This window comes from Ruegeria sp. CF3 (assembly GCF_056537365.1).
Map to the genome: position 1 here is coordinate 76,481 of NZ_JBQFRK010000009.1, position 17,659 is coordinate 94,139.

Sequence of the window (17,659 nt, forward strand, 5' to 3'; positions counted from 1 at the left end):
TGTGCTCTTTTACGCTTAAGGACTATATAGGGCCATAATGGACAAGTACCCGGACCAAAAGCGCGCAGTTCAATATCTGTACCCGCCGATCGATCCATTCGATCAGCGCGTGGTCGATATGGGCGATGGGCACCGTATATATGTGGAACAATGCGGTAATCCCAACGGGATTCCGGTGGTGATCCTGCATGGTGGGCCGGGCGGCGGCTGCAGCCCGGCGATGCGACGTTATTTCAATCCGGATGCCTATCGGGTGATTCTCTTTGATCAGCGCGGATGTGGCCGGTCGCGGCCAACCGCGTCGGTCGAAAACAACACGACATGGCATCTGGTGGCGGATATCGAGCGTCTGCGCAAATTGTTCGACATCGAAGATTGGATCGTCTTTGGCGGCAGCTGGGGCGCGACACTGGCATTGATCTATGCCCAAACACATCCAGATCGGGTAAATCGGCTGGTATTGCGCGGCGTGTTTCTGGCCACACAGGCCGAGCTGGACTGGTTTTATGGCGGTGGTGCGGGCAAATTCTGGCCTGAACAATGGGCCAAGTTCACCTCTCTCTTGCCCGAACATGAAGTAAATGACGCAATTGCGGCCTACAACAAGCGCCTGTTTTCGGGCGACCGCGCGACCGAGATCCTGTATGCTCGCGCTTGGTCACATTGGGAAAACGCTTTGGCCTCGATCCACACCAACGGGTCGGTCGGGGAAAGCCCCGGCGAATACGCGCGAACTTTTGCGCGGCTTGAGAATCACTATTTCACGAACAAGGCGTTTCTTGAGTATGACGGGCAAATTCTGGATCAGATGGACCGGATTGCCCATATTCCCGGTCATATCGTTCAGGGACGCTATGACATGATCTGCCCACCGCAGGCTGCATGGAACCTGTCCGAGCGCTGGCCCAATGTCGAACTGAAGATGGTGCGGCAGGCCGGTCACGCCCTGTCAGAACCGGGCATCAGCGCGGAACTGGTTCGGATCATGGATCGCGTGTCGGAGGAAACGGTATGACTCGCATCGACCGTCGCGCATTATTTGCCTCGGGCGCCGCCGCCGCTTTGCTGGCGGCGACAGGAGCGTCTCTGGCCGATACGCCGAAACAGGGTGGCACCTTGCGGCTGGCGGTGCCACGCGACAACAGTCTGGAACAGGTGGCTCGGGGCGCAGTCTTTGACAGCCTGACCGAGATCGCGCCCGATGGTACCCTGCGCGGAGAGCTGGCTACAAATTGGCAGACAGATGCTGATGCGCGGGTCTGGAACTTTGATCTGCGCGATGATGCTGTGTTCCACGATGGCACCAAGCTGGACGTGAACGATGTTCTAGCTGTTCTGGAAGATATTGGTCAGGCCGAGGCCATTGCACCTGATCGTGTGCAGTTGCAATTGGCTGAGGGCAACCCGGGACTACCATTCTTGCTGGCTGGGTCACGGTTTGTCATTGCGCGAGGGGGCGTGACGCCACTGGCTCTGGCCAACGGCACAGGATGCTACCGGGTTGAGCGGGCCGAGGATGAACGTCATTTCCGCGCACGCAGGGTGTCCAATCACTACAAAAGCGGAACGGCAGGATGGGTCGATACGCTTGAGATTATCGTGATCCCGGACGCCGGGGTGCGGGCCGAAGCATTGCGCGATGGATATGTAGATATCGCAGCGCTCCCGGCTGGTGAGGAGCTGACCGCGCAACGCGGGCTGCGATTTCATCCGTCTGAGGCCGAGATGGCGTTGGCAATGGCCTCTCATGTCGGTATGCCGCGCCAGATCAGCCGGGCTGCGCTGGATGATGGGCGCATCGCCGAACGGTGGTGGCTGGCGTAAATTTGATCACGATTTGCGCCGGGGGTTGCAGACTCAGGAACTCCTGCGTATATGCAGTTGCAACAGCGGCGCGTCGGACTTCTGGTCCGGGGCTCCACCGGAAAATTCGACGGGCCGCGCGCCCGTTTTTTTGTGCCCGATAGCAGGGTAGAGAACCTGAATGACAAACGACCTGATAGCCAAAGCTGCCATCGACCGGCGACTGGCCGAGATCATCACCCCTGTGATCGAGGATCTGGGGTATGAGCTTGTCCGCATTCGGCTGATGAGCGGCAAGACCACCACGATGCAGATTATGGCAGACAAGCCCGATGGCGGCATCGAAGTGGATGACTGCGCCGAGATTTCCAATGCGGTCAGCGCCACGCTGGATGTCGAAGACCCCATTTTGGACGCCTACACGCTTGAAGTTTCCAGCCCTGGAATTGACCGTCCTCTGACCCGTCTCAAAGATTTTGAGACGTTCGAAGGGTATGAGGCCAAGATCGAAACCGCAGAACTGATCGACGGTCGCCGCCGCTTCAAGGGCGAATTGGCCGGGATCGAAGGGGATGAGGTTCTGATCAACATCCCTGAGGGGGATGAGACGATCACTATCGGTTTGCAGTTTGACTGGCTGAGCGATGCCAAGCTGGTCCTGACCGATGACCTGATCAAGGAAATGCTGCGCCAGCGCAAAGATGCTGGTGCCCTGAACGAGAACGCTTTCGACGAGATTGAGACCGAAGGGTCCGAAGAGGAGACGAACTGATGGCAATCACCTCAGCCAACCAGCTGGAGCTGCTGCAGACCGCCGAGGCCGTGGCCCGCGAAAAGATGATCGACCCCGGTCTGGTTGTCGAAGCGATGGAGGAATCGCTCGCCCGTGCCGCCAAAAGCCGCTACGGCGCGGAAATGGACATCCGTGTGTCCATCGATCGCAAAACCGGCAAGGCGACCTTTACCCGTGTCCGTACCGTGGTCGAGGATGAAGAGCTTGAGAACTATCAGGCCGAGTTCACCGTCGAGCAGGCCAAGCAGTACATGGAAAACCCCGAGGTCGGCGATGTCTTCGTGGAAGAAGTGCCGCCGGTTGAAATGGGCCGGATTGCTGCTCAGTCCGCTAAGCAGGTCATCCTGCAGAAGGTTCGCGAAGCTGAACGTGATCGTCAGTACGAAGAATTCAAGGATCGTGCAGGCACCATCATCAACGGTGCGGTCAAGCGTGAAGAGTTCGGCAATGTGATCGTCGATCTGGGCGGTGCCGAGGCCGTTCTGCGCCGCAATGACAAGATCGGTCGCGAAAGCTATCGCCCGAACGACCGTGTGCGCGCCTATATCAAAGAGGTTCGCCGCGAGGTTCGTGGCCACCAGATATTCCTGTCGCGCACTGCGCCGGAATTCATGGCCGAGCTGTTCAAGATGGAAGTGCCGGAAATCTATGACGGCATCATCGAGGTTAAGGCCGTGGCCCGTGACCCCGGCTCGCGCGCCAAGATCGCTGTGATCTCGTATGACGGCTCGATCGATCCCGTCGGCGCTTGTGTTGGTATGCGCGGCAGCCGCGTGCAGGCCGTGGTAAACGAGCTGCAGGGAGAGAAAATCGACATCATCCCGTGGAACGAAGATCAGCCGACTTTCCTTGTCAACGCTCTGCAGCCCGCCGAAGTTTCAAAGGTGGTTCTGGACGAAGAAGCTGGCAAGATCGAAGTTGTGGTTCCCGAGGAGCAACTGAGCCTCGCCATTGGCCGTCGTGGTCAGAACGTGCGTCTGGCCAGCCAGCTGACCAATCTGGACATCGACATCATGACCGAAGCCGAAGAATCGGCGCGCCGTCAGAAAGAATTCGAGGCTCGTACCCAGTTGTTCATGGAAACGCTGGATCTGGACGAATTCTTCGCTCAGCTGCTGGTTTCTGAAGGCTTCACCAACCTCGAAGAAGTGGCATACGTTGAAATCGACGAACTGCTGGTCATCGACGGTGTGGATGAAGGTACCGCGCAAGAACTTCAGACACGTGCACGCGAATTCCTGGAAGCTCAGGCCAAGGCGGCGCTGGATGCAGCCCGTGCGCTGGGTGCCGAGGACAGTCTTATTGAATTCGAGGGCCTGACACCCCAGATGGTAGAGGCGCTGGCCAAGGATGATGTGAAGACTCTGGAAGACTTCGCAACCTGCGCCGACTGGGAACTGGCCGGTGGCTGGACCACGGTCGATGGCGAACGCATCAAGGATGATGGTGTACTGGAGCCCTTCGGCGTGACGCTGGAAGAGGCGCAGGATCTGGTCATGACCGCGCGCATCATGCTGGGTTGGGTCGATCCGGCCGAGCTAGAGCAGGCCGAAGAAGACGGTGAAGCAACAGATGAGGAGGTCGAGGCCTGATCTCAGGCCTCGGGTGGCTGACATGGGTCGCGGTGGCGTCCATAAGGATCGGTCGGAAGGCCCTGAACGCAAGTGCATCGCCACGGGCGAGGTTCAGCCCAAATATGGCTTGATCCGCTTTGTGACGGGGCCGGATGGTCAGGTCTTTCCCGATGTCGCGGCGAAATTGCCGGGGCGTGGGGTTTACGTGGCGGCGGATCGCGCGGCGCTGGACAAGGCGGTGAACAAGAAACTGTTCTCGCGCGGGTTTAAGGCACAGGTGAGTGCCGCCAAGGACCTGACCGATGAGGTCGAGAAACAGGTGGCGCGTCGTGTGATCGAGCTGATCAGTCTGGCGCGCAAGTCCGGTGACGCGGTCGCCGGGTATGAAAAGGTCAAGTCGTGGCTGGACCGGGAAGAGGCCCAGGTGCTGATTCAGGCCTCAGACGGATCGGGGCGCGGCAAGTCGAAACTCAGCACGCCGCACTTCGGGAAATACATCGGCTGGCTGACCGCAGACGAGCTTGGGGCGGCATTTGGGCGCCAAACCGTGATTCATGCGGCCTTGGCCTCTGGCGGACTCGCCAAACGTGTTGTAGAGGAAGCGCAGCGCCTGCGTGGCTTGCGCGAAAAGGATGACGGCGGCAAGGGCCGCTCGGAAGGGTAAGAAGCTTTATGAGCGATAGTGACGGCAAAAAGACATTGGGTCTTCGTGGCGGGGCACGCCCCGGAAATGTGAAACAGAGTTTCAGCCACGGACGCACCAAGAATGTCGTGGTGGAGACCAAACGCAAACGCGTGGTCGTTCCCAAGCCGGGCGCGACCAAACCAAGTGGTGGTGCGACACCTTCGGGTGATCCTTCGCGTCGCCCAGCGGGTATTTCCGATGCGGAAATGGCGCGTCGTATGAAGGCGTTGCAAGCCGCCAAGGCACGTGAGGCTGAAGAGGCCGCTGCCCGTGAGGCGCAGGAAAAGGCGCGCGAAGAAGAACGCGCACGCCGCCGGGCCGAACAAGAGGCCAAGGAACGCGAGCAGCGTGAAGCTGAAGAGCGTGCCCGTGCCAAGGCCGAAGAGGAAGAACGCAAGCGTAAAGAGGCCGAGGAAGCAGCCCAGCGTGCTGCCGCAGCCCCGGCACTCGCCGCCGAGCCCAAGGCCGCACGCAGCCCATCCAGCAAGCCTGCACCTGCTGCGGCACCGCGCAAGCAGGATCGCGAGCGTGAGCAGCGTGGCCGTGGCAAGGGCCGTGACGACAATCGCCGCTCGGGCAAGCTGACACTGGGTCAGGCCACCGGTGGCGAAGGCAACCGCCAACGCTCGATGGCTGCGATGAAGCGCAAGCAAGAGCGGGCGCGCCAGAAGGCCATGGGCGGCACGGTCGAGCGGGAAAAGGTGATCCGCGACGTTCAGCTGCCCGAGGCGATCATGGTCTCGGAATTGGCCAACCGTATGGCCGAGCGTGTCGCTGACGTTGTCAAATCGCTGATGCAGATGGGCATGATGGTCACGCAGAATCAGACCATCGACGCTGACACCGCTGAACTGATCATCGAAGAATTTGGCCACAAGGTCACGCGTGTCTCTGATTCGGATGTTGAAGACGTCATCAAAGAGGTCGAAGACAGCGATGATGATTTGCAACCGCGTCCGCCGGTTATCACCATCATGGGTCACGTTGACCACGGTAAGACCTCGCTGCTGGATGCCATCCGCGACGCGCGTGTTGTGGCTGGCGAAGCCGGGGGTATTACTCAGCATATCGGTGCCTATCAGGTGAAAACCGATGGCGGCACCACGCTGACCTTCCTGGATACGCCGGGCCACGCAGCCTTTACTTCAATGCGGTCGCGGGGTGCTCAAGTCACGGATATCGTGGTTCTTGTTGTTGCCGCCGACGACGCGGTGATGCCGCAGACGATCGAGGCGATCAACCACGCCAAAGCAGCCGAAGTGCCGATGATCGTAGCGATCAACAAGATCGACAAGCCCGACGCGAACCCCGACAAAGTCCGCACTGACTTGTTGCAACACGAAGTGATCGTCGAGAAGATGTCGGGTGAGGTTCAGGACGTTGAGGTCTCGGCCATGACTGGTCAGGGTCTGGACGAATTGCTGGAAGCCATTGCACTGCAGGCCGAGATTCTGGAACTGAAAGCCAACCCAGATCGCGCCGCCCAAGGTGCCGTGATCGAGGCGCAGCTGGATGTGGGCCGTGGCCCCGTCGCTACCGTTCTGGTTCAGAACGGCACGCTGCGTCAGGGCGATATCTTTGTCGTGGGTGAGCAGTACGGTAAGGTGCGTGCGCTGATCAACGACAAGGGCGACCGCGTCAAAGAAGCTGGCCCCTCGGTTCCGGTCGAGGTTCTGGGGCTCAACGGCACGCCCGAAGCAGGTGACGTTCTGAACGTGACCGAGACCGAAGCGCAGGCCCGTGAGATCGCTGCTTATCGTGAGCAAGCCGCCAAGGACAAACGCGCCGCCGCCGGTGCCGCGACCACCCTTGAGCAGCTGATGCAGAAGGCCAAGGAAGACGAAAACGTCACCGAGCTGCCTATTCTGATGAAAGCGGATGTGCAGGGCTCTGCCGAAGCCATCGTTCAGGCGATGGAGAAGATCGGCAATGACGAAGTGCGCGTACGTGTTCTACACTCGGGCGTTGGTGCGATCACCGAGACGGATGTCGGCCTGGCCGAAGCCTCCGGCGCTCCGATCTTTGGTTTCAATGTCCGTGCCAACGCATCGGCGCGGAATACCGCGAACCAGAAGGGCGTCGAGATCCGGTATTACTCGGTGATCTACGATCTGGTTGATGACGTGAAAGCAGCCGCATCGGGCCTGCTGAGCGCCGAGATTCGCGAAAAGTTCATCGGTTACGCCGAGATCAAAGAGGTCTTCAAGGTTACCGGTGTTGGCAAAGTTGCCGGCTGTCTGGTCACCGAAGGTGTTGCCCGCCGCTCGGCTGGCGTACGCCTGCTGCGCGACAACGTGGTGATCCACGAAGGCACGCTGAAGACCCTCAAGCGCTTCAAGGATGAAGTGGCCGAGGTTCAGTCGGGTCAGGAATGCGGTATGGCGTTCGAGAATTACGACGATATTCGCGCCGGCGACGTGATCGAGATTTTCGAACGCGAAGAGGTCACGCGTACGCTGGACTGATCCGGATCTAGAAAGAAACTTGAAACAGCGGCCCCACTAGGCCGCTGTTTTCATTTAGGTTAGTCCGTGCGCGACGACAGAAACGTGCCCGATGGCATGATGATGTCGAAGTGATGCTTGCCCTTCTGCAGATCGAAACTTACCGAATGTCCGGCCTTACGCAGCAATTCCGCATAGTCACGGCTTTGGCGGATGAACTCGGGCGTATCCCGCTCGGCGACGGTTACCCTGTAACGCGGTCCCGGTGCGGGCAGGTTGAGGCAGGGTGAGAGATCGTGAACCTCGACCTTGGTCAGCTGCAGTGGATCATTCACCGATGTCAGGCTTATCGGGACAAGGTCATATACCCCGCTGATCAGGATCACATTACGTACCCGCAGACCGGTCTGCGCAAACGCCTTTGAAGACGTCGCCATGACCATCGCGACCAGATGGGCGCCTGCACTATGGCCTGAAAGTGTGATGTTTGATGGATCAAAACCCAGTGTTTCGGCCTGTGACGCGAGCCACAACAAGGCGGTACGGCATTCGTCGACCATCTGCCCCAATCTGGCATCGGGGGCGAGCGTATAATTCAGCGTGGCAAAGGCTTGCCCGTTCTCATGCAATACCGGTGCCATAGGGGCCGACTCACGCTGGCTAAGCGCCTGCCAATAGCCACCATGAATAAAGACATGCAAAGGCGCGTTGGCGCCAGGTGCGGGGAAGAAATCTAGAACTTGCGTCGGGCTGTCGCCATAGGAACGGTTTTCGTGCATCCTAATTTCAGACCGTGCCTGTGCGCTGAGGGCAGAATAGCTGGCTAGATATGGCGTCAGATCACCGCCAATCATTGAGCTAGGGGAATACTCCTGCTCAAGCTCTTCTTGGGTGAATCCGCGATACAGCATGGCCTATTCCCCAGTATACATCAGTTCGGTTCGCACGTCGTAGAGGTCGTGGAAAAACCGCAACTCCAGCGCTTTGCGCAGGAAGGCCACGCCGCTAGATCCACCCGTTCCGGGCTGCATTCCGATCACGCGCTCAACCGCGGTTGCATGATCGAATCGCCACCTCTGGAACAGAGATTCCACATCCATCAGTTTTTCGGCCAGCGCGTAAAGATCCCAGTATTGCTCCGTGTTGCGGAACACTTCGACCCAGATTTTGACGATACGCGGATCGCCGGAGTAGGGCTTTGCGTAATCCCGCTCGATCAGATCATGCGGCACGTCAAACCCTTGCCGGGCCAGCATCCGCAGCACTTCGTCATAGAGCGAGGGTTTGGTAAGAGCCGCGTTCAGCATCTCCATCACTTCTGGGTCATGCGCATGCACTTTCAGGGTCGCGGGATCTTTGTTGCCCAGAATGAACTCGATTTGGCGATAGCCATAGCTTTGAAAGCCTGACGAACTGCCTAATGCGTCTCGAAACGTCATGTAGTCCGCGGGAGTCATAGTCAGTAGCGTCTCCCACGCGGCGATCAATTGCCGTTGGATCGCCTTGATCCGGTCGAGGTTCTTCATCGCCGGACCGAAATCGTCCTGCTGCAAGAACCGGCGGACTTCGACAAGTTGATGGTGCATCAGTTTCAGCCACAGTTCGCTGACCTGATGAATGATGATGAACAACATCTCATCAGGTTGGGCCGGGTCCTGAAAGGTCTTTTGCAGGTTCAGCAGAGTCTTAAGTTGCAGAAAATCCCCATAGCTTTTGCGGTGAGTTTCTGTGAAATCGGTGACCAGAGACTCTTCGATTCCCCGTTCTGTATACCTGTCTTTGTCGCCCATGTGCTCCTCCAGACGCGCGGGTTTATCCCTGTTTAGGGACAAAACCCGCACGGTTCCAGAGCGTTAGGTCCAGTCCAGAACCACCTTGCCTGATTGACCGGATTTCATGGCCTTGAATCCCTGGGCAAAGTCATCGACCGCGAACTGGTGGGTGATTACGCGGCTGACATCCAGCCCGTTCTGCAACATGGCGATCATCTTGTACCAGGTCTCGAACATCTCGCGCCCATAGACACCCTTGATGGTGATAGCTTTGAACACGATGCGCGACCAGTCCACCGGAGATTTTCCGGGCGGAATCCCCAACAGTGCGATCTTGCCACCCATAACCAGCGCTTCAACCATCTGGTCCAGCGCGGCTTGCGAGCCCGACATTTCAAGCCCGACATCAAAGCCCTGAGTCATGGCCAGTTCCGCGATGACATCCTGCAGATCCTCTTTGGACACATCAACTGTGCGTACCGTTGGTACCACGTGTTCGGCCAGTTTCAGGCGGTCGGGGTTGATATCGGTGATCACTACATGCCGGGCACCGGCATGACGGGCAACGGCGGCGGCCATGATGCCGATAGGGCCTGCGCCAGTAATCAATACGTCCTCGCCCAGCAGATCGAAGCTGAGTGCAGTGTGCACGGCATTGCCCAGCGGGTCGAGGATCGCCCCGATCTCATCCGGTACGTCGTTAGGCAGGGGCACCACGTTAAAGGCAGGCAGTTTCAGGTATTGCGCAAAGGCACCCTGTTCATTCACACCGATACCGCGCGTGCCGGGATCAAGGTGGAACTTGCCCGCACGGCTCTGGCGGCTGTCAGGGGTGATCAGATGCCCCTCGCCTGAACAGCGCTGGCCGACCGTCATCCCTGTCACGTTGCGACCCAATTCAACAATTTCACCCGCGAACTCGTGGCCGGTGATCATCGGGATCGGCACGGTGGCCGCAGCCCATTCATCCCAGTTCCAGATATGAATATCCGTGCCGCAAATCCCGGTCTTGTTGATGCGGATCAGAACCTCGTCTGGGCCGATCTCGGGTACCGGGGCCTGCACCATCCACAGACCTTCCTCGGGCTTGGATTTCTCAAGGGCTTTCATCGTGTTGGGCCGCATCAGATTATCCCCAATTCTTTGCCGACCCTGCCAAATGCCGCGAGCGCCCGGTCTAGTTCGTCGCGTGTTAGAGCCGCATTCATCTGCGTTCTGATTCGGGCCTGACCACGCGGCACGACAGGGAAGAAAAAGCCCGAAACATAGACGCCTTCGTCAAACAATCGCGATGCCATATCCTGCGCCATGGTCGCTTCACCCAGCATGACCGGGATGATCGGGTGTTCGCCCGGAAGTAGGTCGAAGCCCAGATTCTCTAACCCGGCGCGCCAGTACTTGGCATTGCCGAACAATTGGGCGCGCAGCATGTCACCTTCTTCAACCAGACGGATTGCCTCAAGCCCTGCGGCAACGATGGACGGCGGCAGCGAGTTTGAGAACAGATAGGGCCGCGCCCGCTGCCGCAGCAGGTCGATCACTGGCTGCGGCCCGGCGATATAACCGCCGATTGCCCCCCCAAGTGCCTTGCCCAAAGTTCCCGTCAGAATATCCACGTCGACGCCGAAGTGGTCCGGCGTGCCCGCTCCGTTTGGCCCCATAAAGCCGGTGGCGTGGCAGTCATCGACCATCACGATGGCGTCGTATTTGTCGGCCAGCTCGCGAATCTTCGGCAGATTGGCCAGATAGCCATCCATTGAGAACACGCCATCGGTTGCGATCATGATATGCCGCGCCCCGTCCTCACGCGCTTGTTTCAGCCACGCTTCGAGGTCATTCATGTCGTTGTTCATGTAGCGATAGCGTTTTGCCTTGCACAGCCGTACCCCGTCGATGATCGAGGCATGATTTAGACTGTCAGAGATGATGGCGTCTTCGGGCCCTAACAATGGCTCAAACAACCCGCCATTGGCGTCGAAGCAGGCAGCGAACAGAATTGAATCGTCCTTGTTCAGGAACTTTGCCAGCTTCTGCTCAAGTTCGCGATGAATGTCCTGCGTACCGCAGATGAACCGGACCGAGGCCATGCCGAACCCCTTGGGCTCCATGACGCCTTTGGCGGCGTTGATCAGCGCGGGGTGATCGGCCAAACCCAGATAGTTGTTGGCGCACAAGTTGATCACCTGCTTGTCGCCCACCGTAATCTCACCGCCCTGAGGCGAGGTGATCATCCGTTCGCGCTTGTACAGACCCTCTGCCTCAATCTGCGCGAGTGTATCCGAAATATGGGACAGGAATGCTTCAGCCATGGCGACCTCCGTTAATCTGAGTCGCACGTCTAACATAGCGGATGAAATTCCCAAATAGGAGAATTACAGTATTTGGGAAAAATATCCGTGAAGGCGGAATCTTGCCCGTTCAGGCGTTTTTTACGATCAGGAAAACGCGGGCCGGGTTTTCAGCGCTTATCGAATGCGTAATATCGGCGGCATACCGGGCGGTATCCCCTTGTTTCAGATCGCTGGATGCCGTTCCCGAAGTGACACGGACGGCGCCTTCCAGCACAGTCAGTTGCTCTCGTGCGCCGCGCGCATGAGGCTGGCTGTTCAGGCTCCCATTGGCCTGAAACTGAATATCATAGACCTCGTGTCCTCCGGCCTCTTCGGGGGGAGAGAGGATGCGAATCCGGCATTTCTCGCCCATATTGTCGATACTGGGCACTTCTGCTTGACGCAGCACTTCGATCTGGTCGGTCGTTTTGGCGTCTTCCAACAGTCCGGCGAAATCCACCTGCAGAGCGCGCGTCAGGTTCCACAGGGTAGAAATTGTGGGGCTGCTTTCACCACGCTCGATCTGGCTGACCATGGAACGCGAGACGCCGCTGAGGTTGGCGACCGCCTCTAGCGACAGGCCTTTGGCGCGGCGCGCCTCTTTCAATCGGGCGGGCAGGCGCGTCAGAATATCGTCTGTGTTTTCCGTCATGACGGAATCCATGGGTGTTGCGCAACGTAATGTCAATTCCGGCGTGACAGTGAGTCTAATATGAAGATCATGCTGCAGGTGCATAATGGGCGCGAGACTTGGAGGAGAAAACATGACGGACATAGTAATACTGGACGGTGCGCGCACAGCCATCGGGACCTTTGGCGGTGCGTTGGCCTCGACCGCTCCGATCGATCTGGCGACCGTGGCGACCGAGGCGGCAATGGAGCGTTCGGGCGTTGAAGGCGCGCAGATTGATCATGTTGTCTTTGGTCATGTGATCAACACCGAACCGCGCGACATGTATCTGTCGCGAGTCGCCGCAATGCAGGCGGGTATGCCGAACGGGACTCCGGCGATGAACGTGAACCGGCTGTGCGGTTCGGGGGCGCAGGCAGTAGTGTCGGCGGTGCAGGCGCTGATGCTAGGCGATGCCGAGTTTGCAGTGGCGGGCGGTGCCGAAAGCATGTCGCGCAGCCCTTATGTCGTACCGCAGGCCCGTTGGGGGGCGAAGATGGGCGATGTCAAATCGCTCGACATGATGCTGGGCGCGTTGAACTGTCCATTCGGCACCGGGCATATGGGGGTGACCGCCGAGAATGTGGCGGATGAACACCAAATCAGCCGCGAACAGATGGACGCGTTTGCGCTGACCAGCCAGACCCGTGCGGCTGCGGCGATTGAGGCCGGGTATTTCGACAGCCAGATCGCGCCGGTGCAGGTCAAGGTCAAGCGCGACATGGTCGACTTCAAGGTCGATGAACATCCCAAGGCCACCACTGCCGAGGCGCTGGCCGGATTGCGACCGGTATTCCAGAAAGATGGGCGGGTGACGGCGGGCAACGCCTCGGGCATCAATGACGGCGCGGCGGCGATGGTGTTGGCGACAGCGGATGCTGCAGAAAAGGCGGGCTTGAAACCCAAAGCGCGCGTGATTGGCTATGCCCATGCCGGCGTGCGACCCGAGGTGATGGGCATCGGCCCGGTTCCCGCAGTGCAGAACCTGTTCGCAAAGACGGGTTTGTCTGCGGATGATTTCGACGTGATCGAAAGCAACGAGGCGTTTGCGGCGCAAGCTCTGGCCGTCAATCAGGAATTGGGTCTGGACGCTGCAAAGGTGAATCCGAACGGTGGGGCTATTGCACTGGGCCATCCGGTGGGCGCCACAGGGGCGATTATCACGCTTAAGGCGTTGTATGAGTTGGAGCGTATTGGCGGATCGAAAGGTCTGATCACCATGTGCATCGGCGGAGGGCAGGGGATTGCCCTCGCCATCGAGCGGCTCTGAGTTGGGTCGGGGCAAGGGGGGCTGTCTGCCCCCCATCGCGCCGGGGCGCGATTCCCCCCCGAAGGTATTTTTGGCCAGATGAAGCGGTCGGGTTGGTTTAGCTGAGTGCGAAGATCACCAGCGTCGCGACTATGCCTGCGGCCGCGCCGATCGCTGCTGGCAGAAGGTTCGCGATGAAACCCGGGGTCTTTGGGTCGTCTTTTTGAGTCTGGGCAATCAGGGCATTTTCCACCAGACCGGGCAAGCGGGGGCCGAAACGGGCAAGCACCAGGGCGGTTTTGCCGAAATCGCGCAGGGCGGCGCGGGGGCCGATGGATTGTTTGATGTAATCCTCGACCACCGGTCGGGCGACCTCCCAGATGTTCATGTGATCATCAAGCGAGCGGGCGACGCCTTCGACCACCACCATGGTGCGTTGCAGCAGGATCAGCTCGGTGCGGGTTTCCATGCCAAAGCGTTCAGTGACTTCGAACAGGTAGCTTAGCAGCCGACCCATCGAGATATGGGTGGCGTCCATGCCGAAGATCGGTTCACCTACCGCGCGCAAGGCGCGGGCGAATTCGTCGACGTCCTGGTTGGCAGGCACATAGCCTGCTTCGAAATGGACTTCAGCCACGCGTTTATAGTCGCGGCGGATGAAACCAAAGAGAATCTCGGCATAGACCCGGCGAGTGTATTCATCGATATGGCCCATGATGCCGTAGTCATAGGCGATAATGTCCCCGTTCGCAGCGACCTTGAGGTTGCCTTGGTGCATGTCGGCGTGAAAATAGCCGTCGCGAAGCGCGTGCAAAAGGAACAGGCGGAGCACGCGCTCAGCCAGATCGCGGCGATTATGTCCGGCAGCGTCCAGCGCGTTGTTATCTCCCAAGGGAATGCCATCAGCCCAGCTGAGCGTCATGACGCGGCGGGCGGATAGCGACCAGACCACCGGGGGCAGCCAGAATCCAGCATCATCCTTGGTATTGGCAGCGTATTCCGAGGCGGCGGCGCTTTCCAGACGCAGGTCCAACTCGCCGCGTACTACGCCGTCGAAATGCTCGATCACTTCCATCGGGCGTAGTCGGCGCGCTCCGGGGGCGCAAAGTTGTACCATACGCGCGGCGAAATAGAACGCGTCTACATCCTTGCGGAAGGCGCGCTCGATACCCGGTCTCAGGACTTTGACAGCAACGTCTTCGCCTGTGCTGGTCAGCTTGGCCTTGTGAACCTGAGCAATCGAGGCAGCGGCGATGGGTTCACTGAACTCACTGAATATCTCTGACGTCGGTTGGCCTAACTCTTTCTCGACCTCTGCCATTGCTTCAGCTTTGGAAAAGGGCGGCAGCTTGTCTTGCAGAACACGCAGTTGCTCGGCCAGTTCATTTCCCACCACATCGGGGCGGGTCGAAAGTACCTGCCCGAATTTGATGTAAGCCGGACCCAATGCGGTCAGGGCACGGGTGGCGGGCGGCATCTCGGGGTCGCCCTTGTAGCCCAGCCATTGGAACGGTTTGCCCAGCGTATGCGCCAGAATACGTACGGCGCGCGGCGCTTCAAACGCGTCCAGCACCACATTCATGGCACCGGTGCGTTCCAGCGTGGCGCCCGTCCGGACCAGGCGAATGATGTTGTGGGGGCCGCGCATCTAGATCTTCCAGCCCGAATGCAGTGCGGCAATGCCCATGCTCAGGTTGCGGTATTTGGCGTTTTCGAACCCGGCGGTGCGGACCATGTTCAGGAATGTCTCCTGATCTGGGAACTTGCGGATCGATTCCACAAGGTATTGATAGCTGTCGTAGTCGTTGGCGATCAGCTTGCCCATACGCGGGATGACATTGAAACTGTAGAGGTCGTAAAGCTTCTGCAGCCCGTCATTGGGTAACTGGCTGAACTCAAGCACCATCAGACGACCACCGGGCTTCATAACGCGATAGGCCTCGTTCAGCGCCTCTTGCGGGCGGGTGACGTTCCGGATGCCGAAGGAGATGGTGTAGACGTCGAAGGTGTTATCCTCGAAGGGCAGCGCCATCGCATCGCCCACCACCCAATTCAGGCTGTCGGACATCTGGTCGGCCTCGGCGCGCTGGCGGCCCTCGACCAGCATCGGCTCGGTCAGGTCCAGCACGGTAGCATGGCCGTGGCCTGCGCGCTTCAGAAAGCGGAACGAGATATCGCCGGTGCCGCCAGCCACATCCAGAAGCCGCTGACCGGCGCGCGGGGCAAGCCAATCCATCATCGCGTCTTTCCAGACCCGGTGGATGCCCATCGACATCACGTCGTTCATCACGTCGTATTTCGAGGCGACCGAATTGAACACGCCCTGTACGCGGCCGGCTTTTTCAGCCTCGCGCACTGTTTCGAACCCGAAATGGGTGGTCTTGTCGTTGGTGTCGGACATTTGCCTTGCCGTTTGTCGAATTTCGCCTCTGTTATAGGGCGATAAGAGGCGGGCACAATGCGGCCCTTTGGAATAGGAGCCCTGTAATGCCCGAATTGCCCGAGGTCGAGACAGTAAGACGCGGTCTGAGCCCCGCAATGGAGGGCGCAGTGATCGAAAGGGCGGACGTGAATCGCCCCGATTTGCGTTGGCCTTTCCCGGCTCGGATGGCCGAGCGGCTAACGGGGCAACGGGTGGATCGGCTGCGGCGACGGTCGAAGTACATTCTGGCGGATCTCAGCAGTGCCGAGACGTTGTTGATCCATCTGGGCATGTCGGGGCGGATGACGGTCTCTGGCGATCCGCTCGGACAGTATGCGCATGAGCATCCGATGGCGCAGAAACATGATCACGTGGTGTTTCATATGGCTAATGGCGCACGCATCACCTTCAACGATCCGCGCCGGTTCGGGGCAATGGATCTGCTGCCGACGGCAACGGCAGAGCAGCACAAGCTGCTATCGGTTCTGGGACCTGAACCGTTGGGTAACGATTTTCACGAACAGCACCTGATAGACGCCTTCAAAGGCAAGAACAGCCCGGTCAAATCGGCGTTGTTGGATCAGGGAATCGTTGCCGGTTTGGGTAATATTTACGTCTGCGAAGCGCTTTATCGCGGCAAGGTGTCGCCACGTCGCAAAGCGGGACAGATTTCTGCGCCACGCGTTGCGGCCCTTGTGCCGATCATCAGAAAAGTGTTGCAGGACGCGATCGAAGCGGGGGGGTCATCGCTGCGCGATTTCCGCCAAGCCGATGGAGAACTTGGATATTTTCAGCACAGCTTTGACGTCTACGGCCGCGAAGGAGAGCCTTGTCGAACCGAGGGTTGTGGCGCTGAAATCAAGAGAATCACCCAGTGCGGTCGCTCATCCTTCTATTGCGCGCAATGCCAAAGATAACTTGATCCAGCGAAATCGCGTGATAAGGAATCGTACCTGAACGGAACAACCGGAAGCTTACACCTCATGGCTTTTGAGACGATCATCGTCGAAATCGAAGACCACGTCGCCCTTATCAAGCTCAACCGCCCCGATGCGATGAACGCGCTGAACACCCAGTTGCTGGGTGAGCTGTGCGAGGCGCTGGAAGATGCGGATAGCAATGACAAGGTGCGCTGCATCGTCATCACCGGCTCGGACAAGGCCTTTGCCGCCGGTGCGGACATTAAGGAAATGTCCGAGATGAGTTTTGTCGATGTATTCGACGTCAATCTGTTTGCAGACGCCAACGATAGGGTTTCCGCGATCCGCAAACCTATCATCGCCGCCGTTGCCGGTTACGCGCTGGGCGGTGGGTGTGAACTGGCGATGCTGTGCGATTTCATCATCGCTGCCGACACCGCCAAGTTCGGCCAGCCCGAGATCAATCTGGGAGTCATCGCGGGGCTTGGTGGCAGTCAGCGTCTGACCCGCTTCGTTGGTAAGTCCAAATCGATGGACATGAACCTGACAGGCCGCTTCATGGACGCTGAAGAGGCCGAGCGCGCGGGATTGGTCAGTCGTGTCGTGCCCGCCAAAAAGCTGATCGAAGAGGCAACCGGGGCGGCGCAGAAGATTGCAGAGAAATCGCAGATCACGGCCATCGCGGCCAAAGAGGCTGTGAACCGCAGCTATGAGCTGCCGCTGAGCGAAGGCATGCTGTTTGAGCGTCGGGTATTCCATTCGATGTTCGCGACAGAGGACCAGAAAGAAGGCATGGCCGCGTTTCTGGAAAAACGTGCGGCTCAGTTCCGCGACAAGTGATCATAATCGTCGCTTAGTGATATTAGGCGGGCAGACCCCGCCTTTTTCCCTCATCACATACTGGAAGAATCAGCTTGGCAAACCTGCCAAACTTGGTTAGAGACCGCCGTCATACATGCGCGTGCGGCCCGCTTGGCCCGACTCACACTCGTGATTT

The 17,659-nt window shown here is 58.9% G+C and carries 16 protein-coding genes; 9 read left to right on the top strand and 7 right to left on the bottom strand.

Annotation, left to right across the window (positions count from 1 at the left end; all coding sequences use genetic code 11):
- Positions 1 to 37 precede the first annotated feature (37 nt).
- The 6 genes from pip to infB all read left to right on the top strand — a co-directional run bounded on the left by pip (position 38) and on the right by infB (position 7,320).
- Entirely contained in the window at positions 38 to 1,015 is a 978-nt protein-coding gene (pip, locus tag ACR0KC_RS21130; protein ID WP_170734143.1) for a prolyl aminopeptidase, read from the top strand.
- A complete protein-coding gene (locus ACR0KC_RS21135; RefSeq protein ID WP_170734142.1) occupies positions 1,012 to 1,824 on the top strand; it encodes an ABC transporter substrate-binding protein in 813 nt (270 codons plus the stop codon). Before pip ends, ACR0KC_RS21135 begins: the two co-directional genes overlap by 4 nt.
- 160 nt (positions 1,825 to 1,984) lie before the next feature.
- Positions 1,985 to 2,575 (top strand): ribosome maturation factor RimP, encoded by a 591-nt coding sequence (gene rimP, locus ACR0KC_RS21140; protein ID WP_010442531.1) that lies wholly within the window; start codon positions 1,985 to 1,987, stop codon positions 2,573 to 2,575.
- Positions 2,575 to 4,188: a transcription termination factor NusA gene (gene nusA, locus ACR0KC_RS21145; RefSeq protein ID WP_223117459.1), complete on the top strand. Its 1,614-nt coding sequence runs from the start codon at positions 2,575 to 2,577 to the stop codon at positions 4,186 to 4,188. Before rimP ends, nusA begins: the two co-directional genes overlap by 1 nt.
- 22 nt (positions 4,189 to 4,210) lie before the next feature.
- Positions 4,211 to 4,834 (top strand): RNA-binding protein, encoded by a 624-nt coding sequence (locus ACR0KC_RS21150; protein WP_170395356.1) that lies wholly within the window; start codon positions 4,211 to 4,213, stop codon positions 4,832 to 4,834.
- A gap of 8 nt (positions 4,835 to 4,842) precedes the next feature.
- On the top strand, positions 4,843 to 7,320 hold the full coding sequence (gene infB, locus ACR0KC_RS21155; RefSeq protein ID WP_480707580.1) for a translation initiation factor IF-2: 2,478 nt from the start codon (positions 4,843 to 4,845) through the stop codon (positions 7,318 to 7,320).
- A gap of 59 nt (positions 7,321 to 7,379) precedes the next feature.
- Here the strand turns inward: infB and ACR0KC_RS21160 are convergent, their stop codons facing one another.
- The 5 genes from ACR0KC_RS21160 to ACR0KC_RS21180 all read right to left on the bottom strand — a co-directional run bounded on the left by ACR0KC_RS21160 (position 7,380) and on the right by ACR0KC_RS21180 (position 12,053).
- Complete coding sequence (locus tag ACR0KC_RS21160; RefSeq protein ID WP_170395361.1) at positions 7,380 to 8,210, bottom strand: alpha/beta hydrolase; 831 nt, start codon at positions 8,208 to 8,210, stop codon at positions 7,380 to 7,382.
- A 3-nt stretch (positions 8,211 to 8,213) separates the two neighbouring features.
- Positions 8,214 to 9,089 (bottom strand): tryptophan 2,3-dioxygenase, encoded by an 876-nt coding sequence (locus ACR0KC_RS21165; protein ID WP_170515673.1) that lies wholly within the window; start codon positions 9,087 to 9,089, stop codon positions 8,214 to 8,216.
- 63 nt (positions 9,090 to 9,152) lie between these two features.
- Complete coding sequence (tdh, locus tag ACR0KC_RS21170; RefSeq protein ID WP_480707599.1) at positions 9,153 to 10,181, bottom strand: L-threonine 3-dehydrogenase; 1,029 nt, start codon at positions 10,179 to 10,181, stop codon at positions 9,153 to 9,155.
- 14 nt (positions 10,182 to 10,195) lie between these two features.
- Positions 10,196 to 11,380, bottom strand: a complete 1,185-nt coding sequence (locus ACR0KC_RS21175) for a glycine C-acetyltransferase (RefSeq protein ID WP_480772283.1) — start codon at positions 11,378 to 11,380, stop codon at positions 10,196 to 10,198.
- A 109-nt stretch (positions 11,381 to 11,489) separates the two neighbouring features.
- Positions 11,490 to 12,053, bottom strand: coding sequence for a helix-turn-helix domain-containing protein (locus ACR0KC_RS21180; RefSeq protein WP_170395365.1), 564 nt, complete (start codon positions 12,051 to 12,053; stop codon positions 11,490 to 11,492).
- Between the two features lie 112 nt (positions 12,054 to 12,165).
- On the opposite strand from ACR0KC_RS21180, the gene ACR0KC_RS21185 reads away from it, so the two are divergent.
- The gene (locus ACR0KC_RS21185) at positions 12,166 to 13,341 is read left to right on the top strand and encodes an acetyl-CoA C-acyltransferase family protein (RefSeq protein ID WP_480707583.1); all 1,176 of its coding nucleotides are present in this window, start codon (positions 12,166 to 12,168) and stop codon (positions 13,339 to 13,341) included.
- A 97-nt stretch (positions 13,342 to 13,438) separates the two neighbouring features.
- Here ACR0KC_RS21185 and ubiB read toward each other — a convergent pair whose 3' ends face one another.
- Positions 13,439 to 14,968 carry a 2-polyprenylphenol 6-hydroxylase gene (ubiB, locus tag ACR0KC_RS21190; protein ID WP_480772284.1) on the bottom strand — a complete coding sequence of 510 codons (1,530 nt, stop codon included), beginning with the start codon at positions 14,966 to 14,968 and terminating at the stop codon, positions 13,439 to 13,441.
- Positions 14,969 to 15,721, bottom strand: coding sequence for a bifunctional demethylmenaquinone methyltransferase/2-methoxy-6-polyprenyl-1,4-benzoquinol methylase UbiE (ubiE, locus tag ACR0KC_RS21195; protein WP_480707584.1), 753 nt, complete (start codon positions 15,719 to 15,721; stop codon positions 14,969 to 14,971).
- Positions 15,722 to 15,807: 86 nt separating this feature from the next.
- Between ubiE and mutM the strand changes: the two genes are divergently transcribed.
- Positions 15,808 to 16,659, top strand: a complete 852-nt coding sequence (mutM, locus tag ACR0KC_RS21200; protein ID WP_480772285.1) for a bifunctional DNA-formamidopyrimidine glycosylase/DNA-(apurinic or apyrimidinic site) lyase — start codon at positions 15,808 to 15,810, stop codon at positions 16,657 to 16,659.
- Between the two features lie 66 nt (positions 16,660 to 16,725).
- Positions 16,726 to 17,502 (top strand): enoyl-CoA hydratase, encoded by a 777-nt coding sequence (locus tag ACR0KC_RS21205; protein WP_170395375.1) that lies wholly within the window; start codon positions 16,726 to 16,728, stop codon positions 17,500 to 17,502.
- Positions 17,503 to 17,659 lie beyond the last annotated feature (157 nt).